This is a genomic window from Bradyrhizobium sp. AZCC 1588 (genome assembly GCF_036924735.1).
Classification (GTDB): domain Bacteria; phylum Pseudomonadota; class Alphaproteobacteria; order Rhizobiales; family Xanthobacteraceae; genus Bradyrhizobium.
Genome location: NZ_JAZHSC010000001.1, coordinates 1996076 through 2015766, shown reverse-complemented (window position 1 = coordinate 2015766; position 19691 = coordinate 1996076). Strand labels below are relative to the sequence as shown.

24 protein-coding genes and 1 tRNA gene are annotated in these 19691 nt (G+C 60.5%); 6 read left to right on the top strand and 19 right to left on the bottom strand.

What is annotated here, in order from left to right:
• Positions 1 to 60: 60 nt before the first annotated feature.
• Complete coding sequence (locus tag V1277_RS09370; RefSeq protein WP_334415938.1) at positions 61 to 1089, bottom strand: RluA family pseudouridine synthase; 1029 nt, start codon at positions 1087 to 1089, stop codon at positions 61 to 63.
• Between V1277_RS09370 and V1277_RS09365 the strand changes: the two genes are divergently transcribed.
• Positions 1088 to 1426, top strand: a complete 339-nt coding sequence (locus V1277_RS09365; RefSeq protein ID WP_334415937.1) for a hypothetical protein — start codon at positions 1088 to 1090, stop codon at positions 1424 to 1426. The genes V1277_RS09370 and V1277_RS09365 overlap by 2 nt on opposite strands.
• An 87-nt stretch (positions 1427 to 1513) precedes the next feature.
• Positions 1514 to 1588: transfer RNA gene (locus V1277_RS09360), tRNA-Glu, on the top strand.
• Between the two features lie 110 nt (positions 1589 to 1698).
• Here the strand turns inward: V1277_RS09360 and V1277_RS09355 are convergent.
• From V1277_RS09355 to V1277_RS09330, 6 genes are all read right to left on the bottom strand, one after another.
• Positions 1699 to 2286 (bottom strand): Abi-alpha family protein, encoded by a 588-nt coding sequence (locus V1277_RS09355; RefSeq protein WP_334415936.1) that lies wholly within the window; start codon positions 2284 to 2286, stop codon positions 1699 to 1701.
• Positions 2287 to 2381: 95 nt separating this feature from the next.
• Positions 2382 to 3083 carry a hypothetical protein gene (locus tag V1277_RS09350; RefSeq protein ID WP_334415935.1) on the bottom strand — a complete coding sequence of 234 codons (702 nt, stop codon included), beginning with the start codon at positions 3081 to 3083 and terminating at the stop codon, positions 2382 to 2384.
• 200 nt (positions 3084 to 3283) lie between these two features.
• Entirely contained in the window at positions 3284 to 3868 is a 585-nt protein-coding gene (locus V1277_RS09345; protein ID WP_334415934.1) for a hypothetical protein, read from the bottom strand.
• Between the two features lie 19 nt (positions 3869 to 3887).
• The gene (locus V1277_RS09340) at positions 3888 to 4619 is read right to left on the bottom strand and encodes a hypothetical protein (protein ID WP_334415933.1); all 732 of its coding nucleotides are present in this window, start codon (positions 4617 to 4619) and stop codon (positions 3888 to 3890) included.
• A 13-nt stretch (positions 4620 to 4632) separates the two neighbouring features.
• Positions 4633 to 5145: a DUF488 domain-containing protein gene (locus tag V1277_RS09335; protein ID WP_334415932.1), complete on the bottom strand. Its 513-nt coding sequence runs from the start codon at positions 5143 to 5145 to the stop codon at positions 4633 to 4635.
• A 415-nt stretch (positions 5146 to 5560) separates the two neighbouring features.
• Positions 5561 to 6424: a hypothetical protein gene (locus V1277_RS09330; protein ID WP_334415931.1), complete on the bottom strand. Its 864-nt coding sequence runs from the start codon at positions 6422 to 6424 to the stop codon at positions 5561 to 5563.
• A 659-nt stretch (positions 6425 to 7083) separates the two neighbouring features.
• On the opposite strand from V1277_RS09330, the gene V1277_RS09325 reads away from it, so the two are divergent.
• Complete coding sequence (locus V1277_RS09325; protein ID WP_334415930.1) at positions 7084 to 7443, top strand: addiction module antidote protein; 360 nt, start codon at positions 7084 to 7086, stop codon at positions 7441 to 7443.
• Between the two features lie 275 nt (positions 7444 to 7718).
• On the opposite strand, the gene V1277_RS09320 is transcribed toward V1277_RS09325, so the two are convergent.
• The 4 genes from V1277_RS09320 to V1277_RS09305 form a co-directional block, all read right to left on the bottom strand.
• Positions 7719 to 7898 carry a hypothetical protein gene (locus tag V1277_RS09320; RefSeq protein WP_334380235.1) on the bottom strand — a complete coding sequence of 60 codons (180 nt, stop codon included), beginning with the start codon at positions 7896 to 7898 and terminating at the stop codon, positions 7719 to 7721.
• Positions 7899 to 8053: 155 nt separating this feature from the next.
• Positions 8054 to 8320: an HGGxSTG domain-containing protein gene (locus tag V1277_RS09315; RefSeq protein ID WP_334415929.1), complete on the bottom strand. Its 267-nt coding sequence runs from the start codon at positions 8318 to 8320 to the stop codon at positions 8054 to 8056.
• Complete coding sequence (locus V1277_RS09310; RefSeq protein WP_334415928.1) at positions 8317 to 8976, bottom strand: hypothetical protein; 660 nt, start codon at positions 8974 to 8976, stop codon at positions 8317 to 8319. The genes V1277_RS09315 and V1277_RS09310 overlap by 4 nt, the downstream gene beginning before the upstream one ends.
• A gap of 11 nt (positions 8977 to 8987) precedes the next feature.
• Positions 8988 to 9308, bottom strand: coding sequence for a hypothetical protein (locus V1277_RS09305; protein WP_334415927.1), 321 nt, complete (start codon positions 9306 to 9308; stop codon positions 8988 to 8990).
• Positions 9309 to 9453: 145 nt separating this feature from the next.
• Between V1277_RS09305 and V1277_RS09300 the strand changes: the two genes are divergently transcribed.
• Positions 9454 to 9750, top strand: a complete 297-nt coding sequence (locus V1277_RS09300; RefSeq protein WP_334415926.1) for a cytosolic protein — start codon at positions 9454 to 9456, stop codon at positions 9748 to 9750.
• Positions 9751 to 9955: 205 nt separating this feature from the next.
• Here the strand turns inward: V1277_RS09300 and V1277_RS09295 are convergent, their stop codons facing one another.
• Complete coding sequence (locus tag V1277_RS09295; protein ID WP_334415925.1) at positions 9956 to 10966, bottom strand: hypothetical protein; 1011 nt, start codon at positions 10964 to 10966, stop codon at positions 9956 to 9958.
• 8 nt (positions 10967 to 10974) lie between these two features.
• A complete protein-coding gene (locus V1277_RS09290; protein ID WP_334415924.1) occupies positions 10975 to 13839 on the bottom strand; it encodes a penicillin-binding protein 1A in 2865 nt (954 codons plus the stop codon).
• Between the two features lie 136 nt (positions 13840 to 13975).
• On the opposite strand from V1277_RS09290, the gene V1277_RS09285 reads away from it, so the two are divergent.
• Together V1277_RS09285 and V1277_RS09280 are read left to right on the top strand one after the other, a co-directional pair.
• Positions 13976 to 14110 carry a hypothetical protein gene (locus tag V1277_RS09285; RefSeq protein WP_334415923.1) on the top strand — a complete coding sequence of 45 codons (135 nt, stop codon included), beginning with the start codon at positions 13976 to 13978 and terminating at the stop codon, positions 14108 to 14110.
• Between the two features lie 108 nt (positions 14111 to 14218).
• On the top strand, positions 14219 to 14806 hold the full coding sequence (locus tag V1277_RS09280; RefSeq protein WP_334415922.1) for a hypothetical protein: 588 nt from the start codon (positions 14219 to 14221) through the stop codon (positions 14804 to 14806).
• 67 nt (positions 14807 to 14873) lie between these two features.
• Here the strand turns inward: V1277_RS09280 and V1277_RS09275 are convergent, their stop codons facing one another.
• The 6 genes from V1277_RS09275 to V1277_RS09250 form a co-directional block, all read right to left on the bottom strand.
• Positions 14874 to 15683, bottom strand: a complete 810-nt coding sequence (locus tag V1277_RS09275; protein ID WP_334415921.1) for a methyltransferase domain-containing protein — start codon at positions 15681 to 15683, stop codon at positions 14874 to 14876.
• A gap of 215 nt (positions 15684 to 15898) precedes the next feature.
• Entirely contained in the window at positions 15899 to 16123 is a 225-nt protein-coding gene (locus tag V1277_RS09270; protein WP_065732441.1) for a tautomerase family protein, read from the bottom strand.
• Between the two features lie 56 nt (positions 16124 to 16179).
• On the bottom strand, positions 16180 to 16734 hold the full coding sequence (locus V1277_RS09265) for an OsmC family protein (RefSeq protein WP_334415920.1): 555 nt from the start codon (positions 16732 to 16734) through the stop codon (positions 16180 to 16182).
• A 132-nt stretch (positions 16735 to 16866) separates the two neighbouring features.
• Positions 16867 to 17778, bottom strand: coding sequence for an alpha/beta fold hydrolase (locus tag V1277_RS09260; protein WP_334415919.1), 912 nt, complete (start codon positions 17776 to 17778; stop codon positions 16867 to 16869).
• A 228-nt stretch (positions 17779 to 18006) separates the two neighbouring features.
• Entirely contained in the window at positions 18007 to 19029 is a 1023-nt protein-coding gene (locus tag V1277_RS09255) for a YeiH family protein (RefSeq protein WP_442894570.1), read from the bottom strand.
• Positions 19030 to 19334: 305 nt separating this feature from the next.
• A complete protein-coding gene (locus V1277_RS09250) occupies positions 19335 to 19556 on the bottom strand; it encodes a hypothetical protein (protein WP_213251868.1) in 222 nt (73 codons plus the stop codon).
• Positions 19557 to 19691: the final 135 nt, after the last annotated feature.

Genomic DNA, 19691 nt, shown 5'->3' with positions numbered 1-19691 from the left:
ACGTCCCCGTGTGGCAGGAATAACCTATTGGCATAGCTTATGTTTCCTGAAAAGCCTGCGTCATAGGGCCGCTTCCAGGGCGCTTTGTAGAAGGATGAGATCCTCCGGCAGGGGCGCCTCCCAAAGCAAAAGTTCTCCCGTTCGGGGGTGTTCCAGGGCAAGCAGATAAGCGTGCAGGGCCTGTCGGCCGAGGGCGGCCAGCGCCGCCTGGCCCTCGGGGCCGAGGTGGCGGGCCTTGGTCTTGAAGTGCGGGCCATAGACGGCATCGCCCATCAGGGGGTGGCCGATATGGGCGAGGTGCACCCGGATCTGATGGGTCCGCCCGGTCTCGAGCTGGCAAGCGAGCAGCGAGGCGACCGGTTTGCCGTCGCGCCCCTGATAGGCCGCCTGCAATTCCCAATGGGTGACGGCCTCGCGTCCGCCCGGGCGCACCGCCATTTTTTCGCGGGCGTACGGATGCCGGTCGATCGGGGCGGTGACCGTGCCGCGCTGGCGGTTGGGTACGCCCCAGATGAAGGCCATGTAGCCGCGCTGCATCGGACCGGTGCGGCCGTGATCGGAAAATTGCGCGGTCAGCGATTGATGGGCGTGGTCGTTCTTGGCGACCACCATCAGGCCGGTGGTGTCCTTATCTAACCGGTGCACGATGCCCGGCCGCCGTACGCCGCCAATGCCGGAAAGGCTGGCGCCGCAATGCGCGATCAAGGCATTTACCAGCGTGCCGCTCTCGTGGCCGGCGGCGGGGTGAACGACAAGTCCCTTCGGCTTGTCGATGACGATGATGTCGTCGTCCTCATAGACGATGTCGAGCGCGATATCTTCGCCCAAAGGCTCCGCCGGCGCGGCTTCGGGGACGTCGATTGTGATCGTATCCCCCCGCGCGACATGATAAGCGGGGTCGCGGATGGGGGTGCCCCTGGCGGTAACGGAACCGGCCAGGATCAGCGCTTTCAGCCGCGAGCGCGACAGTTCCGGGCGGAGCACCGCGAGCACGCGGTCGAGGCGGGGTGACCCCTCGTCGCCGCCGACGGTAACCTCCAGCCTTTGACCGCCGTTCGATGATCTCTGTTCCAAGCTAGAGCCTTGCATGACCGATACTGTTGCGCCCGAACCGACCCCCGAACAGGCCGCGCTGATCGCGCGGGTGCGGCGGATGATGCTGATCGCGGGCCTGACCTCGGCGCTTGCGGTGGCCGTGGTCCTGATCGCCGTCGGGTACCGTCTTTACCGCGGCGAGGGAAGTCCCACGCCTGGCACGACCGACATCACGGAAGCCCTGCCCAGGGGCGCCCGCATCGTCTCGACCGCGGTCGCCGGCGAGCGGCTGGTGCTGACGCTGGATATAAGCGGGGTGATCGAAATCCGCACTTTCGACGCCAAGACGCTGAAACCCGCCGGAAAGCTCAAATTCGTCAATGAACCCTGAGGCAGGGCGGATCGGGTGTGCACCGGGTCGAAGGCTGCAGACTTGCCTTGCCGACCGCACATTTCGAGGCTATTCCCTGAAGCACACGCTCCCTTCGTCTAGCGGTTAGGACGCGGCCCTCTCAAGGCTGAAACAGGGGTTCGATTCCCCTAGGGAGCGCCAAATCTTCATTCTGGTCCCGATCTGATTGAGGTTTTTTCAGAATTGACCCACTCTCAATGGTGGGACACCGAGTGTTCGGTTTGATTTCTACCCTGCTTCATCGGACGGCCCTAAGGAACTGTTTTTCCCAATGGGTAAAGCGTCCATCGGCCAGCGTCGCCAACCAGACCAAGACTCAGCAAGTTAGACGCAGAAATTTGTATTTCGTCGCTGTTGAGGCCTAGCTTAACCAGGGTTTGACGGACATCGGGGTCAAGAAAGCCTGCGCCAGCCGTCAGTGCATTGAGAACTTTGACATCGAGGGGATCGAGTTGTTTAGCGATCTCGATGAACCTAAGTCGGAATGCTGTCCTACGAGAGGGGTCGGCCGCAGCCTCAAGGAGGCCGGCCCAGATCTCCTGTAGTTCATCCCGGTCCTCGTCTGCAGCAGCGGTCAACATCGGAAGCAACAACGGAAGCGCGGGAGGCTCAGTTTTTATTTGTCGCTGCTCCAATCTCTTTTTTGCTCTTTCAATGATTTTTGCGAGGTTTTCAGCGCGCCTCACCTTTAGGTAATCACCACCAAGGAGACCAACGACATCGGCTGGCACAGTGCCTAATGTTTCGCGCAAGAAGCCGCCGAATTCTTGGAGAGTTTTCAAGGCCTCTTGGATAGCCTTTGCTTGCTCATCCGAAATTGGAATTAGTTCTCCACTCATCGGCATCACCTCAAAGCATTACCATCGGCTAGTCGGCAAACACAGCGACATCGGGGCGATGGTCCATCACGCGCCCATGCGGGCTATTCGCTGGGTTATAAGGGAAGTTTCAGGCGAGCAAGTGTTTCGAAATTGTTCGCCGTGGTTACGACTCCCTTTGCAAGCGTGTTCATCTGCTCGATAGCGGCCCTGGTCTCGGGTTGTATTCCTTCTCGCAGGTCCAGATCGGTGAGCGGCGTGCCGATCTCGGGATTGTTGTAATCAGGGAAAATCCGGTTGGTGATGACATTACAGAGTCCGCGAGATGCTCCAATAACGTTTGACAGTGAGTCTTGAAGTTCTGAGTCCAAGAATTCGTAATGGGCGCCACGCCACTCATAAGCGATGAGTTCGAGGGGATTTAGAATGGAGACACGATAGGGGAGTCTAAAACTGTGGTCTGTGAGAAATGCGATAAGCTCTGGTGTCATTAATGCTCGATAGTCAGCCAGCAGCTTCACGTCATGCGGGTTGCCACGGGGCGGTTCTTGTATCGCGGGCCGCTCGGGAATCACGCGTTGGAGAATTAGTAACGAAATGCCGAGCACTATGAGAACCAGGCTAAGCCAAGCTGGAGTATCGGGAATTGTAATGCTGACGCCGAAGAGCTTGGCAAAGGGTGGTACTACGTATTGAGTGATGCTTGTGATCGAGAGGACGCCGCCAGCGATCAGAATTAGCGCTCCCTTCCCCCAAGCGGTGCCGATCCAAACGCGGAAAAGCTTTTCGCAGAAGTCGAAAAAAGACCTAAAGTCCATGTTATCCCCCAATGCAGTCGTGCGATTTGGCGGCAACTTTGGGTAGAAATCAACCTTTTAGCGAGGTGTCTAGGCAGCCACTTCATTCAGCGCGCTTTTGACTCACGGCTAAAGAAGGCGAGGTATTAAGTTCGGGCGGCTCCTAACCCGGGAGAAAACGGTACCCTCCACCGCGGTAAGCGGACTACTGGCTGACGCTATCATTGGAATTGCAGAATGTCGCGGACCCGCGTCTCCTGATCCTCCTTTACCAAGACTGGTAAGAGGGCCGTCCCTTTTGCTCGAGCGACTGCCAGGCGGTGGTTGCCGCCACCAATGGTCAGTCGTCCGTCGCTCGTGGGAACGATCAACGGAGGTGTCATTCGGCCGCCCTCGTGCCAATGAACTATTGCACGCGCCGCTTTATCCGGAGATCCGACGGTCCAAACCTCTTCTGCAGTCCGATGCCAGTGCGGAGTGAGCGCAGCATCGATGGCAGCCAATGAAACGTCCGGAATCAGGACGAACTCGTCCGCATTCACCTGGTCCGGATTGGCTCCGTCATACACGCGGTAAAAGCTTCTCTGGTCTAAGTCCCAGCGCACATCGAACGCTGGCCAGGTTTCCAAGGGTTGTCCCTCAATAGCGTCAGCCGCTTTCCTAACCCTGGCGCGCTCTTTGAAATGTGCTCTTGCCTCTTCGTGCGTGCAGCCGCTTAGCGACATATGAAGCAGTTCTTCCGACGAAATCGGCCCATCTGCTATTGCAGCGAAGAGCAAATTTGGATCGCTGAATTTGCTGGTCACGAGGGCTCTCTATCACACGCTAGAACATGGACGCTTGGCTGATATCGTCTTGTCGGACCACACCATTGATGAGCCAGGTATCTTGGTGAAGTGAATGTGTTCCCATCGCCAGAAGCATGCCCCTTGCTGGATAGTCGCGACCAAACACCTGCTCCATGTCGGCCAAGGCTCGCCGCTCGCCATACTCTCTCGACCAATTGTGATAGGTCGCTTCGATTTCCCAATCCTGGCACGTCCCTTCACGAACGCCGTCGTCTGTTCGATAGCGGTATTTGAAATTGTACGGACACGGATTGTAGTTGTTCGTTACCTGTTTTGCGAACAGATCGTCCTGGGCGCGGATCGAATCGAACAATTCCTTTTCTGCCTTTATTTCTTCGACGTCCTTTTTCTCGACCTTGAATGCAAGGATTTCCGGCTTCAATAGTGCGAAGCTCCTGCCGAGCTCACGCTCGCGCACGAGGCTCGTCACAATTGCCTTGGCGAGAAAGGCGGGTCGCTCCGACTTTCTGAGCTTACCGACAATCTCAATGGACTGCTGATCTACTCGCCGGCTCTCAGTGCGTTTGTCGTCGTTGGGAAGGCGCCAGTTGAATTTAATTCGATCCCAACGTCCGAACTTCTTCGACTGCTCCAGCGTTCGGAAGGATACGGGGTAAAGCCTGAGCCAATTCCCATACAGGTCAATGCCGGCGCAACAAACCGTCTCACCGTGGCGGCGGCCGACTTGCGGCGCCGCCTTTACGATCACTATGGCTTCGGTGCTACCCGATGTAGGCGGGTGTCCTGTCATTAGAACAAATACCACCTCTTGAAGTGGTCCGGGCAACTAGCGGTGTAGCGGTCAAATGTACCAGACTGAATTTCGCGCGCTGAGCCATCGACTCGGCAACGATGCAGCGGTGGCAATTAGTATGATCCCGTTCGAAGCAAAGCAAACACGAAATGGATTCTGAAGCGGCCGCCACCGCCTCGGATAAGGCTTGCTGCGCCGCAGTGGTCATCATGTGCGCGCTGAATATTCGCCGAAAGTCTGAGAACCGGCCTTCCCGGGCGGCGATACGACCCGGTTTTGGATCGCCGAGTGCCTTCAAGTGCAGGTATCGGATCCCGACTTCGTCAAGCCCTCTTGCAAGAGCGGACTTCGAAAATCCTGGCTTGCGGGAGATCGGGACGTCCCGAACATCGATTAGGAGCGTCACACCACTTTTCTGAAGGGTTGCAAATAAGTCCGCCGGATTGCTACCCTCATATCCAGTCGTGAAAAGCTTCGTCATGTGCATGCGCTCCTGCGGTGCTTCCACCATGTTCGGCAAAGGTTGACAACCCGTAAGGATAGCGTCACCGGCCCTTATTTTGACATGGACTGCGAAACCAACTCACTTCATCTCCTCCAGCAACTTCTTAATTTGGGTGACAGTGCACGAAAATGCACCGCCCCGCCGAGACCATCGCGCGTCGTTGGCTGCAGACGGCCTATGAGAAGGTGATGGCGAAGAGGGCCAAAGGTTGACGTCAGCGAGGCGCAGCCCGCGATTGCTGACGAACGTCGCGGGACAAGCAGCCTCACGCATGGCAAAAATGGCAACTGTCCCTTAGAGCATGATCCGGAAAAGTGGAAGCCGGCTTTCCCTCGCGACGTCAGTGGAACGCGTTGCGCGGAGATCATGCTCAAACAAAAGATGAGCAAAGCTATTGAGCCGCCGTCACTCGCAATGATTTCCTCAGAGCCCGTTTGGGGCTCGATTCCGGATCCGCGATCGGGCGGCGGTAGGTCGCGACGCGGCGCAGCCAGCCGACCTCGAAGACACGGTTGGATGGAAGGTTGCGAACCCTCTGCTGCAGGACGAACTGCGCCGCATCGGCGAATTCGGCGCGCACGGCCTTCGGATCGCCGGTCACGCCGTTCATCTTGAGCAGCACCTGCTTGAGACCCCAACCCTGCCGCCGCCCGGTCTCCCTGTCCATGGCGGCTTCGTTCGGGTTGGTGCCCTCGCCCTTGAAGTTGATGTAGTCGATCAGCGGATAAAAATCCTCGGAGGCGCGAATGACGCGCGTGAACTGGATGACGATATGTTCGCGCTCCGTGCCGTCGGGCGTCGTCTTGAGGATCTTCTCCATCGCACCTTGCGCCCGCGTCACCATGAATTGCGTCTGCTCCGCCACGGTGTCGAGCAGAAGCTGCCTCAACTCTTTCATCTGCGGTGAGTTGGCGTTCCTCCTGAATTCAGCCCGGCTTGTCCACGGGTTGGCCGGAATTTGCGTCTGGTCCAGCCAGGCGGGCAAACGCACGTTCTTCTTGCGCATGAATTCGAGCAGGGCCGGAAAGCTCTCCTCGAAAGGCAGCCATTTGCCGACAGGAAACCAGATGAAATGACCGATGCCTAGGGAAGCGAATTCCTCGTTCGCATTCCATGACGTGATCGCATCACTTTTCCCGCCTGTTTCATTCAGCCAGATCTTCTGGCCGATCTTCTTGGCCAGATCGCCCGGCAAGACGAGCTCCGGTACAGATAAATCCTTGGCCTCGTGGCTCGATTTCCATGCTTCCGGCATTTGAACGGCAGCTTCCGGCGCTGGCTTCTGCACCTCAGGCTGTCGCAGGACTGTTTCGGGTTCCGACTTCTGCGTGCGGGATGCTTGCGCGACGCCAGGCCCTCCCTGCTCTCTTTCGTTATCAGCGACGCGTGTCGCGGCCGGCGCGGCTATTTCCGCCAATGCCGTTTGCGTCGCCATGCCAGCGACGATGACACACGAGAGCAGCAATGAGCCGCAAGCAAGCACCTTCGCGCTGTACTGTCCGGGTTTCGCTTGCCGTGCCGTTCTCCTGCCGCTACCCGCACGCCAGCGGCCAATGAAATCACCGCCCATGTCTATGTTTCCGAAGGCTAGCCTGACGGGAAGGGTCGTGCGAGCGAACAACACGATGCGTATGGCGAAATCGTGGGGTCATAGTGGCGGCCCGGTGCCGGCGCCACGTGGGCGACAATCCTGCGCATCGCGCCGACGAGGGGGGCGAGAAAGCGGTCCCTACGCGGCTTCTTCGTGACAAACTGTATCCAGTTAGATACATTTGGCCATGAGCACGCTCATTCGGTCATCCGTCTTTCCGATTGGCTGAATAGCTTGAAAGATCAGAAGGCAAAGGCGCGGATACTGCACCGGCTGTCACAAGCCTCTCTGGGCAAGGCGAGGGAATTGAAGGAGAGCGGGCGATGAAGAAGGCTAAAGCCAAGGCAAACGCGAAGGCAAAGGTCACTTACGCGCCATTCGAGGTCGCTGACTATCTCGATAGTGAGAAAGCGATTGCGGAATATCTTTCGCTCGCGGTCCGCGACGAAAACCCCGGCGTATTGCTCGAGGCGCTTGGTGACGTCGCCAAGGCGCGCGGCATGGCGGAGGTCGCGAAGGCGTCCGGTCTCGGCCGGGAAAGCCTCTACAAGACACTTGCGCCAGGTGCCAAGCCGCGTTTCGAAACGATCGCCACCATCATGCGGGCGCTGAATGTCGGGTTTTCAGTCGAAAGCAGGTTGCCAGTGCGAGCGAAGAAGGCTCGCAAGTTGACAGCAGCGTAGGTGGCGAGCGAGGCTGCCACGGCTTACCGCAATGTTGGGCGCTGTCTGGGTGCGATCCTGCCCGGCCCACGGATACATTGCTTCGAACAGTATTTTGTGCGTGGTGAGCACGTCGGAGTAGGTGAGGGCCTTCTTCGTTTTTAGCGCTTCGAAAGCGTCGTCGATTCCGGTTGTAAGGGAGGCATGCTCCAGCCGCCTCACAATGGCAGGGTCTTTCTCTTGAGCAACATTCCTTAGATACCCGCGCGATTCAAAGTCGCCGAACGGATCGAATGTCACGGCTTGGCTTCGTGCAGGTAGCGGGCCTGAAGCTGGATCATCTCTATGCGTGTAATGTGTTTGGCTCGCTGCAAACCAATCAGCAACTGCTCGATCTCATCAAGCTCAACCGTGTCCCCCGCCAGGCGGGAAATGTGGTGTGCCAGGCGATCATTTGGACCCTCCGTGTAGGACACTTGGAACGTCCGGGCCAGGGTCCGTATGTGCTCTGCGGTCGAAGAGCAAGTTAGCTTATTCATATCATCAATATAGCACTTTTTGACTGAAATTCCATTAACGAACAGGGCCAGAAATCAGTGGGTTGCAGGCGCTCTGTCGTGGCGAAAGCCTCTCACTTCATCTCCTCCATCAGCTTTCGCGCTTCACCCAACAACGCCTGAATCTGCCTTCGTTCGGCGATCGCATCCCTGCTGAACAGGCCATGCGTGCGCGCGTTCTGGTTTGCCCTTGGCGCGCCGGATCCCGGTGCACCGCCATGCATACGGCATCGCTTCCTGCCGCTCACCGCCGGCGAGCGGCACGCGCCACTGGCGCGGGTTTTGGCGCCGCACCGCGGGCTCGCCAGCATCGGGCCGGTATTTCTGATGTGATCGCTCATGGCTGCGCTTCCTGCTTGGAGGCGGAATCGCGCCTTCGCCTGGAGCCTGCGGCCTTCGGCGCCCTCCGCGCCGCGGATGCCGGGCTCTTGTCGGAAACGATCACGCGCGCATGCTGCGTGACGTTGCCGACAATGGCCTTGCCGCCATCCCCGACCGACACGTTCTGCACGGTGATGGCGGGCTCGCCATGGCTCCGGTAGCGATTCAGCGCCTCGATCTGGGCGGGAAACGTGCGGGCGAGCCTGCCCAATGCGCGCGCGGCGCTGTCGTGCTGAGCGAGATCGTCCGCATTCGCAAGGTGATGGGCGCATCGCATCGCCATCACATGAACCGAAACCATCTGCGCCACCAACATGGCCTCGACCGAATCCCGCGGGCGAATGCTCTTCACCATCGAAATCATGAAGGAGAGGTTGACCTCGTCAGGACTCTCGCCGCTCACGCTGGCCTTGACCAATTGCCGGAGGATGCCGTGCATCGCTTCGCGATCGGAGACCCCCAGTGCATTCACCATGAGCTGTTCGCCGAGCTCTTGATCTGGATGGTCGATGGAGAATCCGTGCGACAGCAGCTTTATTCGCGGGGCTGCGGCAGCGTTGGCCTGGCCGGTTTCGGCAATCGCCGTTGACGTCGTGATCTCAGGAGCGGTGTTCATGTCGAGATTCCTTAGGCGGCGCGCGCGGCCAGCGCGCGCGGTTCGGCCACGCGCAGGCGATCGCTCGCCGCGGTGATCCCTGCGATTTCAATTGTGGGTGAGGATTTTTCGGCTGCAATCGCGACGGACGCGCCCGCTATTGCAGGGCGCGACGGGCGCGTACAGGATTTCGGAATAATCGAAAAATGCCCCTGATTTGCCCGACGTGTCAAGTTGCCTTGTCGAATGCCGGCGGCCCGCCTGCTACTTTGCATGGGGTTGTTGTCGATATTTTGGGAGCGCGCACCTTCGAAGGGGCGTTCTCCAACGCCACCCGCAGTGATGGGTTTCACAAAAGCTCGACCCGTCTTACGCGCTCCTATTCTCAGTCGTCATTCTCGGTCTTATGTATCTATCGACAAGCATCAGCCCGACGTAACCGCAACATTGTTCGCAGGGCCGCGATGCTGGTGAAACCAACGACCAGGGAGTTGATCGATGAGGTCCTTTCTGCTGCTTACGGCCGGTGGTCCATTGCTGGTCCTCACATCCCACGAAACGCTGCACGATGCGAAGTTCCTGAGCAGGCTCAAGGCCAAGGGTATCGGCAAGTTTGTCGCTTTCGATGTGCCGCTTGATCTCGCAAAGGAGCGCTATGGCGGACATTTCCACGCGGTCGAGAGCGATTTGCACGAAACAGACGATCTGAGGATGCTCGATTACAATGGCCAGCGGATCTATCAACTGTTTCGTTTCGACGAACTCGGTGCCGCGATATTGCAAGAACAAACCTGAGGCGCGCTTGATCGCGCAAGATGCGCGTGAGGCGCCAGTCTAGTTCTACTGCGTCACAGCGCTCAACCCTCATCCTGAGGAGCCCGCGGAGCGGGCGTCTCGAAGGATGTAGGCCACAGACGGGGCCTCATGGTTCGAGACGCGCTTTCGCGCTCCTCACCATGAGGGGCTAGTACTAACTAACTAGTTCGCGCACGCGATCTGCTCATTCCCGCTCCATGATCTCGGCGATCGCCTTGATGCGGCTTCTGGCGTATTTCGGCAGGCCGGCGCTCAGCGAATCGCCGCTGTTGAAGGAGCTGTTGCCCATGAGCAGTTGCGCGGGCACGAGGTTTCGCAGCATGGGTGTATTGCTGTATTCCTTTTGCTTGTTCAGCACGTCGTTCCTGACCGCAATCAGGATGTAGACCGTCGCGATGGCGGCTTCCCGCTCGGTCGGATGCTGTTGCAGAACCGCAAGCAGCTTGCCGAACTGGATGACCTGGTTGACCCAAAAGATGTTCTGCTCGAGCCCGCTGGTGACTGCGGAGTCGAGCCCGGTCAGGCTCGGCAGCTCGGCAAGGTCCGGCTGCGTGACCAGCATGATCTCACTCTGAAACTCGATGAAATCCGGGATGGGCTTTTTGCTCTCCTCGCGCAGTTTGTTGGCAAGCTGAATGCCCGCCGGAATTTTCCCTTCGAACATGTAGCGGGACTGCACGCAAACCGCCTTCGCGTCCTCGCACCAGCGGCGATTCGGCGGACGGTTGTGCGCGGCGCCCGCGTCCTTGTTGGGAACAGCATCGCTCGCCGTGATCGGCCGGTGCTTGACTGCCGGATCGATCTGCTCGAGGAACGCGACATTCGCATACCGCGACAGATCCAATGCCGCTGCCGGCTTTGGAAGTCGAAACCGCGCCTCCGCCTGGTAGACCGAGAGCTTCAGCTTCGTTTGTTGTTTGAGCGTGGGCTCAACGAAGCTTGGGAAGAGCGAGAGGAAGCGCCGCTGAACCGGACGTGAGCGGGCCCAATCGTCGAAAGGAATGAGCCCGGTCGAGGAATCGGCGAGCTTGTCGTTGCGTTGGTCGGCGAAGATGACCGTGCGCGGTTTGATCTGTGCGATCGGAACGCTGGCGGCTGCGGGCACGTCCTCCACCTGGAATTCCTGCGCTGCCGCCGCGCTCGTGCAAATGGCCACGCAGGCGGCGATGAGGACAGCGGCACGGTGGAGGCTCATGGCAATGCTCAATTCAGCCGCCGCCAGAAATAATCGGGATCGACTCGGAGCGGCGGTCGCGGGAGGCGGTCCTCGTCATCGGGATATTCGCGCCAGGAGGGATGTCCGCGCGGACCAAGGCGCCAGGTTGGGAATGGAAAGGGCAGCCGGTTATCGCCATAAACGCGATTGCCGTAGGACCACTGCTGGAATGGCCCGTCGTCTTCGTCACGACCGCCGCGATAGGTGTAGCTTTCTGCACGCGAGACTATCCGAAATTGCGAATCGTCGATTCTGCCCGCCGGATCCCTCTTGAAGTACTCGGTGAAAGCGCGCCCGGAGCCGGCCGGTGCAGGATCGCCGGTATGAGGATCGATCGACAGAGTAACGAGCTGACGCATGGCTTCGCGCGAAGGGCCGTTCAACGCCGTCTTGGGAGCGTGCAGCTCCCAGGCTGCCTGCACGATCGGCTCGAACATCGGCAGCGCCACTTTCCCCCCGGTCTGGCCGGGCCCAAGGGTGCGTCGCCCGCCGTCGCTGTTGTCGTAGCCGACCCAGATGGCGACGGTGACGTCGTTTGTGAAACCGACGAACCAGGCATCGGCCGAATTATCGGTGGTACCGGTCTTGCCGCCGACATAGGGCGAGAGATGCTTCGCCGCGCGCGCGGTCCCGCGCGCGAGCACGCCCTGCAGCATCGATTTCAACTGGTAAAACGATGCGCGGTCGGCGGAGCCGATCCAGTCCACCGCGTGCGGATCGTGCCGGTAGATTGCGCGGCCGTCCTGTTCGATCGTTTCGATCGCATGGGGCCGGGGCCGTGCGCCTTCGTTGGCGATCGCTGCATAGAACGCCGCAAGGTCGATGAGCCGCACAGTTTGGGCACCGAGCACGAACGGGTAGTAGCGCATGCAGTCTTTGTAGAGCTGCGCTTCCATCGCGAGCTCGCAGACTCGGTCGAGGCCTCGCTCGGCGCTGTCGTCGAGGCCGGTCGCGAGCAGTTGCGCGGTGGCAAGATTCCGGGAGTTTTCCAGCGCACGCCGCAGTGTAATGGCGCCCGAAGCGCCGCCGTCGTAGTTCTTCGGCGACCAGAAACCGCGCTGGCGCGCGTAGCCCGTCGCGCCGATCGGTGCCAGCGTAATGGGTTCGTCCATTACCAGCGTGTTGGGCTGCAATCCCTTCCGGAGGGCGGCGAGGTAGGTCAGCGGCTTCAAGGTCGAGCCGGGTTGCCGCAGGCTCTGGACCACGCGGTTGAGCTGGCTTGCCGGATACGAAAAGCCGCCCGCCATCGCGAGAATGCGTCCGGTTTCGTTCCCGAGTACGAGCGCCGCTCCCTGTACGGTCGGTCGAATGCGCAGATCGGCACGCGCCGCTTGCTTACCCTTGGCTTCGCGCACCTGCACATAGACCACGTCGTACGGCTTGAGACCGCGCCCGATCGCGGCGCTCCAGGTGTTCAGCGGCAGGATGCTTCCGTCGGTCAGACCGACGTTGATCGCATGGCCGCGCTTGCCACGCGTATTCTCCAGGACGACCGCCGATTGCCAGTGAACGTCATAGAGAGGTAACCGCGTCGTCTTCAACGCCATGAGCCAAGCCGGTTCCGTGACCTTCGGGTCAGCCGCTCTCAGACGGACAGCATCGGAAATGTTCGCCTCGGGTCCCTCAAATTTGTAACGACTGGTGCTTAGCTCGTATCGCGCGAGGCCCTCCTGCAACGTCGCCTCGACTACGCGCTGCAGGGCCGAGTTGACGGTCGAGCGCACCGTGTAGGAGGAATTGGTGAGATTATCGAGGCCCGCGACCGTCTTAGCCTCGCGGGCGATGTGATCGACGAAGTGAAAGCCGAAGTCCCGGCGCGTCGGCCGGTACTCGACGAGCTGCGGCAATATTGCTTGCGCCGCGGCGGCGTCGATCATGGCGTCGTCCTGCATGCGGCCCAGCACGTAGGCAAGGCGCTCGCGCGCGCGCTCAGGGTGGTGGTCGGGATTGAAGTAGTTCGGTCCCTTGGCGAGCCCGGCGAGCAGCGCGCCCTCCACTGCGGAGAGCGCCTTGGCTGGTTTGCCGAAATAGCTGCGCGCCGCCATCTCGATGCCCCAGGCTCCGCGCCCGAGATAAATCGAGTTGAGATAGAGCTCGAGGATATCCGCCTTGGTCAGGGCGCGCTCCATCCGTGAGGCAACAATCATCTCGCGCAATTTTCTTTCGTAGGTGATATCGTTGCCCACCAGCAGGTTCTTGGCGACCTGCTGCGTAATGGTCGAGCCGCCCTGCGGTCGGCCCGGCTTCGTGAAGTTGCCGATGAAGGCGCGGACCAGTCCGCGCTCGTCAAGGCCGGTGTGTTGGAAGAAGCGCTTGTCCTCGGCGGCGATGAATGCATTGCGCACCGCTTCCGGGATATCCGCAAGCTTGACCCAGATGCGGCGATTGTTCGGCGCGTAAATCTCGGCAACGCGCTCGCTCTTGTTATCGAGGATTACGCTGGTGCCGGGAAGCTTGAGCTGTTTAAGCTGCTCGGCGTCGGGCAGATCCCTGGCCGCGCTGTTGTAGAAAGCGATGACCTGACCGAGATCGACCGGAGATCCTTCCACTTTTTCGACTTTACAGAACTCCCGGTAGGCCACGTGGAGGTCGGCCAGGTTCAGTCCTTTGAGCGCCTTGATCTCGCCGCTCAACGCCTCCTTGTCATCCATGGCAGTGGCAATCAGATCGTCCAGGTTGATGTCCTCGATGTCGAAAGCCTTGCGCATGTGGGCGCAGCCGGCACCCAAAAGCTGCGCCACCTCGAAGCGGTCGTGCACCGCATCGAACTCCGTCTTGACCCCATCCGGCCGGGTAGTGACCTGGCTGAAGGCAAGCGCCGTGGCGAAGATCTTGATGAGAATCGAGTCCATGACCTGCCGACGGTCGAGAAAACCGCCTCCGTAAGGTCCCTTCTTGTAGGACAGTATTAAACAAGGCTGTTTTGCGGAAAAAGTTCCCGCCAGCTCGCTTTGGCCGCGGTGAGATGCCGGTCATTCAGGAAAGATAGTGGGACCTCTGGTACCGCCGGTGCACGGCGATGCGCATGTCGGGATTAGTCCTTCGAGCTACCTCGACAACATCCGGTCGGCTCAAGCCTTTGCTGCCGATTGCATCGCCAACGGAAAGATCATCTACGGCTGAGCGTAGCCATGCGATGGCGCGCCCCGCAGCTTCTGCGGCACCGCTCCCGGCCGCGGAACCAACGCTGCGGCCAATGCGTTTTAGAAACTCAGCATTGGCAGCGTACTCATGAATGCCTTTTTTAATGCCTTTTCTCCGGTCGTGCTTGCCGCGGCGCTCCTCAGCGCCACCATCGCCACCATCGCCACGATGCCTGCGGATGCTGCTCCTCGAAAAAAGAAGACCACGGTCCCCCCTGCAGCTAGCGTCGCACAGCCACCCACGGACAGATTTTTGGCCTGCGACGTTCGGGTGCGAGACTATCTTCGCGAAGGCGGAGCCGTGATACGGGTCACCAAGATCGAAGTGGATGATGCCCGACTGCAGTTGAACATTCATCATGAGTATGGAGAGGCGGGCAGGTCGTCTCGAAAATACCTGCGCGGGGACAGTGAAGAGGAAATGCGCAAAAATCTGCGCGGAATATTGGATGAGTTCGCGGCGGCTGCGAAGGCCGCCGCGGCCGGTCGCGCGTGGTATGTGATCGCCGCTCGCAAGGTCATGCCGGACCTCCGCGACGGTTCGGGGGAGAACACGAGCCCGTGGACGGCAATTGTCCTCGCGGATTTCGAGGGAAAATGCAGACCCATCACGTTCTATCAGTCTATCGATCGGAGCAAGCTCGATCCTGAGGTGAGCAAGAAATTGGATGAGTGAAGTTTTGCACCCGGCTTGAGTTGGTCTGACGTGATCTGCTTCTTCGGGATCGAAGCAAGCCGTGATCCTACGCCGCCGAAGGTCGTCTGCAGGTTGCGAGATGCGCCGATATGCCGAAAGCAAGCCCATCGGCCGTGAGATAGCGCGCGAAGATTGTTTCCGCCTCTGCCAGGATGCGATTGATCTGCGGCTCCGGCAGCACAACTCCCATGACGGGCAGCCACCCCCTGAGTTCGGACTCGACGAATTCGCGTATGTTGGGGAACCGTGCTGTGCCGCTACAGGTCGTAAGATCTACAAAGCTGGCTCCGGCGCCCTTGAACAACACGGCGAGCCCCTGCCTGTCACCCAGCACAAACGGTGCGCGAAGCGCGTCACCGGCGGGCTTTCCGGCAACGCGATCCAGCAGGTCGACGAGGGCAGCGAATGCGGAGGCGTGCTCGATGACATCCCAGACTGCGACCGCACACCTGCCGCCAGGCACCATCACGCGCAGCATCTCCCGGACTGCTTTATCGCGATCCGAAAAGAACATCAGGCCGAATTGACACACAACGACATCGAAAGTGCGATCCGGAAACGGCAGTGCCTCGGCCGCTCCATCGCGCCAGTCGATGCCGGGCGCGAGCTCTCGCGCCACGGCCAGCATTCCTGCGTTTGGATCGAGTCCGACGACACGATTTGAGCTTTCGGTTCGCCTTGCTGCCTCGCGCGCCAGAACCCCGGTGCCGCAGGCAATGTCCAGAACGCGATCGCCGCGCTCAATCCTGGCAGCATCTGCCACCATCGGCGCCCATTGCTGAAAGAGTGCCGGAACGAACAGTGTCTCGTAGGCCCTCGCAGCGTCGATCAAGGTTTGCGAAACAGGTGAGGTCATCGTGTCACCTCGCGCAAAAGCAAACTATGGTCGGGGAAGCTGATGCCTTGATCCGGGAGGCCTTTCACAACCCGGTATCGGATTCGCTTGCCGACCAAGCTTCGACATCCTCGCGGAAGTCGAGTGGATCGGCAAGCACGATGGCGTGATCGAGCCCCGGAGGGTTCCGCCCCCGGATCACCGGCTTTCCCTGTAAGGGCACTGTGGCCCGTCGGCTATGCCGCGCGTCCGGCAGCGATTGCTTTCACCTTTTCGGACGTCAGCCTTTCTCCGCCGATCGCCCAGTCGCCGCTCGCAACCTCGTTGATCTTCACCCAGGTGACGCCGCGCATGTTCTCGCCCTCCACGGCGACCATCGCTTCGGTCACCTTCTCGATTAGCTGTTGCTTCTGGGCCGGTGTGAAAACGTCGCGAATGACGTGAATATCGACGAGTGGCATGGTCTGTTGCTCCTGTTCCGGTTCAAGGTTGGATCGCCGCGATCTCTCGGCGCGGCTCATTCAGCGGATGCAACGGCTGCCGGTCCGCGGAATCTCGTGTCCACCGCGATGTCGCTACGCAACGTCTGAAGAACGACGCAGCACCGCTCGGCGACTGATGTAAGTTGACTGATCTGCGCAGGATCGGTGTGCTCTTCGGCCTCGATGAGCACGTCGACATCGATCCGCTGGAAACCGACTGGGACCTGACGGTCCACCACCAGGCAGCCGCGCACGTCGGCGAAGGCCCTCACCTCGACCGCCAGGGTCTTAAGCGCGATTCCCATGCGCGCTGCGATCATCCGAAGCGTAGAGTCCAGGCAGGCGGCCAGCGCTGCACACAGCATGTCACCCGGATTCACTAGATCATGGTCGCCGCCAATGGCTCGGTGGATACCGAACCCCAGCGAAACCTCACCATCGCCTGCGGCGACCGCACCATGGAAAGGATCTCGCTCTATGTTTGCAGCCCGCGCGTGATCTGCGATCTGCGCCTGCTCCGGCCTCTCGCGGTAGTGTCGGCGCAGGGGTTCCTGACGCGGCGTTACCATATCGATCGTGCTTGCGCTCATCGGGCCGCTCCCATGTATGTTGGCGATGATGCGAAGCATGCCTGCAAGGCAGGTGAGGGCGCATGAGGCGCCAGTCCCATCGATGCGGATTATTTTTCGGTGAAAGGCGCCGACTCGGGACGTTTGTCCCGGTCAGTTGCGGCCGAGGCCGGCCTCGCGCGCGGTGACGATCGCTTGAGCACGGCTGGCAAGGCCGAGCTTGGCAAAAATCGTCGTCAAGTGATTTCGCACGGTCTTCTCGGAAATGCGCAGCAGCGTCGCAATCTCACCGTTGCTAAGCCCGCGGGCGACTCTGTCCAGTATCTCCCTTTCACGCGCCGTGAGACCGGACAACTCGCTGGTCGACACTGCCCGGACAGACTCGTCAGCCTTGAGGAAGTCGTCGAACTCTTTGCGGAACACAGACCAGGCTTTCTCATGCGGAAGCAGAATGTGGTTCTTGCTCTCAAGCGGTACGAACCGGGCATTCGGGATCATCGCCGCCACCTGTCGACCCGCCTCGAACGGCACCATCGCATCGCCGCGAACGTGAAAGACGAGTGTCGGCACGCGCACTTTGCCCGCCTCAGTACGTATGTCGAAGGCGTGGAAGGCATTCCAGAGCCGGCAAGCGGTTTCAGGTGACGCACTGCGCCGCTGCAGCTCGCCGATCCATTTGAGCTGCTCCTTGCCGCCGTCCGGCATCAGGAGATTGGCAAAGACCTCGCGGAACGCGCCGGCATCCCGGCCCCAACCGATCTCGATCATCTGCGCGAGTGTCTGGGCCTGCCTGGCAGTTTGCTCGGCTGCACCGTCGACATAGGCACCGTGCGGATAGGCGCTGTAGAGGACGAGCCTGCTGACCCGGTCCGGGTGGCGTGCCGCGTAGGCAATCGCAACCGAGCCGCCCTGGCACAATCCAAAGAGCGGGAACCGGCGCAGGCCGGCAGCATCGACCACCGCTTCGAGGTCTGCCACCCAGGCATCCAGCGAGAAATCCGTCACGTTCCTGTCGGAAAGGCCCGACCCTCTGGGATCGTGGCGGATAAGCGTGCGCTGTTGCACGAATGCCTCCAGCCAGTGCCGCCAGACCGGACTCTCAGTCGATCTCGAGGTGCGTGAACCAGTTATTCACGCGAACAATGGGTGGTCCATGGCCGGCTGTGGCAAAGGCGATGCGCACTCCGTCGCGGGACGTGCAGAACCGTATCGTCTGCCTCATCGTTGCTCCGTAGCCCGCCGTCCCCCTCGGCCATAATCATGGTACCATCTACGGAGCTGCGCGCCACATGGTCACGGGAATAAATGGACGAGCCCGATGCTCAGGCCCAGCAAGAGGAGCAGCGACAGCGTGACGGCGGCGGTGACCCTTCCGCCCACGGTCGAGAGCACGCGCACGTCGACGCCAAGGCCAAGCGCAGCCATCGACAGGACGGTCAGGATAGCCGCCGTCTTCGTCACCGGTGCGACCACAAGATCCGGCACGAGCTGGAGCGAGCGCAGGGCTGCGAGCACCAGAAAGCCGATGATAAACCAGGGCACCAGCTTGAATGGGCTGATGGCGGCGACCTTCGTTTGATCGGCGTGGAGCTTGCGGCGGCGCGCCGCGACCAGCGAGAGGGCGACCACGATCGGCCCCAGCATCAGCACGCGGACAAGCTTGACCAGCGTGCCAATTTGCGTGCTGACGATGCCCGCGGGCACGGTCGCCGCCAATACCTGCGGAACGGCATAGACGGTGAGGCCCGCCAGAATGCCGTATTGTGTCGCCGACAGGCCCAGCAAGGGGATCAGGAGCGGCAGGCCCAGCACCATCAACACGCCGAGGATGGCGGTGAAGGAGATCGACGAGGCGACATCGTCGCTATTGGCTCCGATCACCGGCGCGACGGCAGCGATTGCCGAGTTGCCGCATATCGAATTGCCGCAGGCGATCAGGATCGACATTTTCGTAGGAAGCCCGAGCATGCGGCTGAGGCCGAAGCTTACCGCGAGCATCACCGCGACAGTGGCGACGATTGCGCCGATCAGGAGATAGCCGGAGGCCGCGATCGCGCCAAAGCTGACGGAGGCGCCGAGCAGCATGACGGCGACCTCGAGCAGTTGCTTGGCGCTGAAGGCTATGCCGGAACGCCAGCGTTGGGATGGTTGCCAGACGGAGCGAATCGCCATTCCGAGCAGGATCGCGATGACCAGTGCCTCGACGTAAGGATGAATGAAGACGTGCTCTTCGAGGCGTTGCGCGCCCAGTGAAACGGCGGTGATGATGCCGCAGAGCGCGATCCCTGGAACGAGGGCCATGCCGCGGCCGAGCATGCCGGGTCGTGGCTTTGCGTCGTCAGAACTGCTTTGGGGGGGCGGCACTTATCCTCCTTGGAGAATAATTTATGCGCCGGACAGCGCGGGCTCGCTAGTACATTTTCGGATTGTGCCCATACAGAGAGGTTATATCCCTCAACCTGCATTTGCAGGCGTCGGCGTGGCCATCGTCCCGGTGGCGACCAACGAGGCTCAGATCAACTTGGGCGGTTCAAGGTAGTCCTGCGGCGGTCCCGTTCGAACGGATCATTGGATCGGGACGTCGGGGCAACCCAACCCGTACTGCGCATGCCGGCAAGATATTAAAGCGAGGCGAGCAAGCCCTGCGCCCACGCGACGGCGCGCTCGAAGCTGAGATCGCCCGGTTCGAAATAGACCGCGCGCGCCAGCACGATGACGCCGACAAGCCCCCAGAACAGGCCTATGCCGGCTGACTTCAGCCATTTGGACGCGCCGACCGGCGCAGTCGAAGGATCGACCGCCGGGACCGGCTCTCCAAAGGGATCGAATGCGGGCTGGCTCATGGTAGCTTCCGTTTCGCTAAGGCTAATGTCGCCAATAGCTGCGCGGAAGCAAGGGTAGAGGAATGCCTTTTGTGGTCGCGGCGTGGAAGCCCGTTTTCCGCCGCAGCCCCGGGCTAGGGTTTTCTTCTATCGCCC

Coding starts and splice junctions, on each gene's coding strand:
- V1277_RS09365 (WP_334415937.1), top strand. CDS start 1,088: ATGACCGATACTGTTGCGCCCGAACCGACCCCCGAACAGGCCGCGCTG.
- V1277_RS09370 (WP_334415938.1), bottom strand. CDS start 1,089: ATGCAAGGCTCTAGCTTGGAACAGAGATCATCGAACGGCGGTCAAAGG.
- V1277_RS09355 (WP_334415936.1), bottom strand. CDS start 2,286: ATGAGTGGAGAACTAATTCCAATTTCGGATGAGCAAGCAAAGGCTATC.
- V1277_RS09350 (WP_334415935.1), bottom strand. CDS start 3,083: ATGGACTTTAGGTCTTTTTTCGACTTCTGCGAAAAGCTTTTCCGCGTT.
- V1277_RS09335 (WP_334415932.1), bottom strand. CDS start 5,145: ATGACGAAGCTTTTCACGACTGGATATGAGGGTAGCAATCCGGCGGAC.
- V1277_RS09330 (WP_334415931.1), bottom strand. CDS start 6,424: ATGCCGGAAGCATGGAAATCGAGCCACGAGGCCAAGGATTTATCTGTA.
- V1277_RS09325 (WP_334415930.1), top strand. CDS start 7,084: ATGAAGAAGGCTAAAGCCAAGGCAAACGCGAAGGCAAAGGTCACTTAC.
- V1277_RS09315 (WP_334415929.1), bottom strand. CDS start 8,320: ATGAGCGATCACATCAGAAATACCGGCCCGATGCTGGCGAGCCCGCGG.
- V1277_RS09310 (WP_334415928.1), bottom strand. CDS start 8,976: ATGAACACCGCTCCTGAGATCACGACGTCAACGGCGATTGCCGAAACC.
- V1277_RS09300 (WP_334415926.1), top strand. CDS start 9,454: ATGAGGTCCTTTCTGCTGCTTACGGCCGGTGGTCCATTGCTGGTCCTC.
- V1277_RS09295 (WP_334415925.1), bottom strand. CDS start 10,966: ATGAGCCTCCACCGTGCCGCTGTCCTCATCGCCGCCTGCGTGGCCATT.
- V1277_RS09290 (WP_334415924.1), bottom strand. CDS start 13,839: ATGGACTCGATTCTCATCAAGATCTTCGCCACGGCGCTTGCCTTCAGC.
- V1277_RS09280 (WP_334415922.1), top strand. CDS start 14,219: ATGAATGCCTTTTTTAATGCCTTTTCTCCGGTCGTGCTTGCCGCGGCG.
- V1277_RS09275 (WP_334415921.1), bottom strand. CDS start 15,683: ATGACCTCACCTGTTTCGCAAACCTTGATCGACGCTGCGAGGGCCTAC.
- V1277_RS09270 (WP_065732441.1), bottom strand. CDS start 16,123: ATGCCACTCGTCGATATTCACGTCATTCGCGACGTTTTCACACCGGCC.
- V1277_RS09265 (WP_334415920.1), bottom strand. CDS start 16,734: ATGAGCGCAAGCACGATCGATATGGTAACGCCGCGTCAGGAACCCCTG.
- V1277_RS09255 (WP_442894570.1), bottom strand. CDS start 19,029: ATGCTCGGCCGCGGCATGGCCCTCGTTCCAGGGATCGCGCTCTGCGGC.
- V1277_RS09250 (WP_213251868.1), bottom strand. CDS start 19,556: ATGAGCCAGCCCGCATTCGATCCCTTTGGAGAGCCGGTCCCGGCGGTC.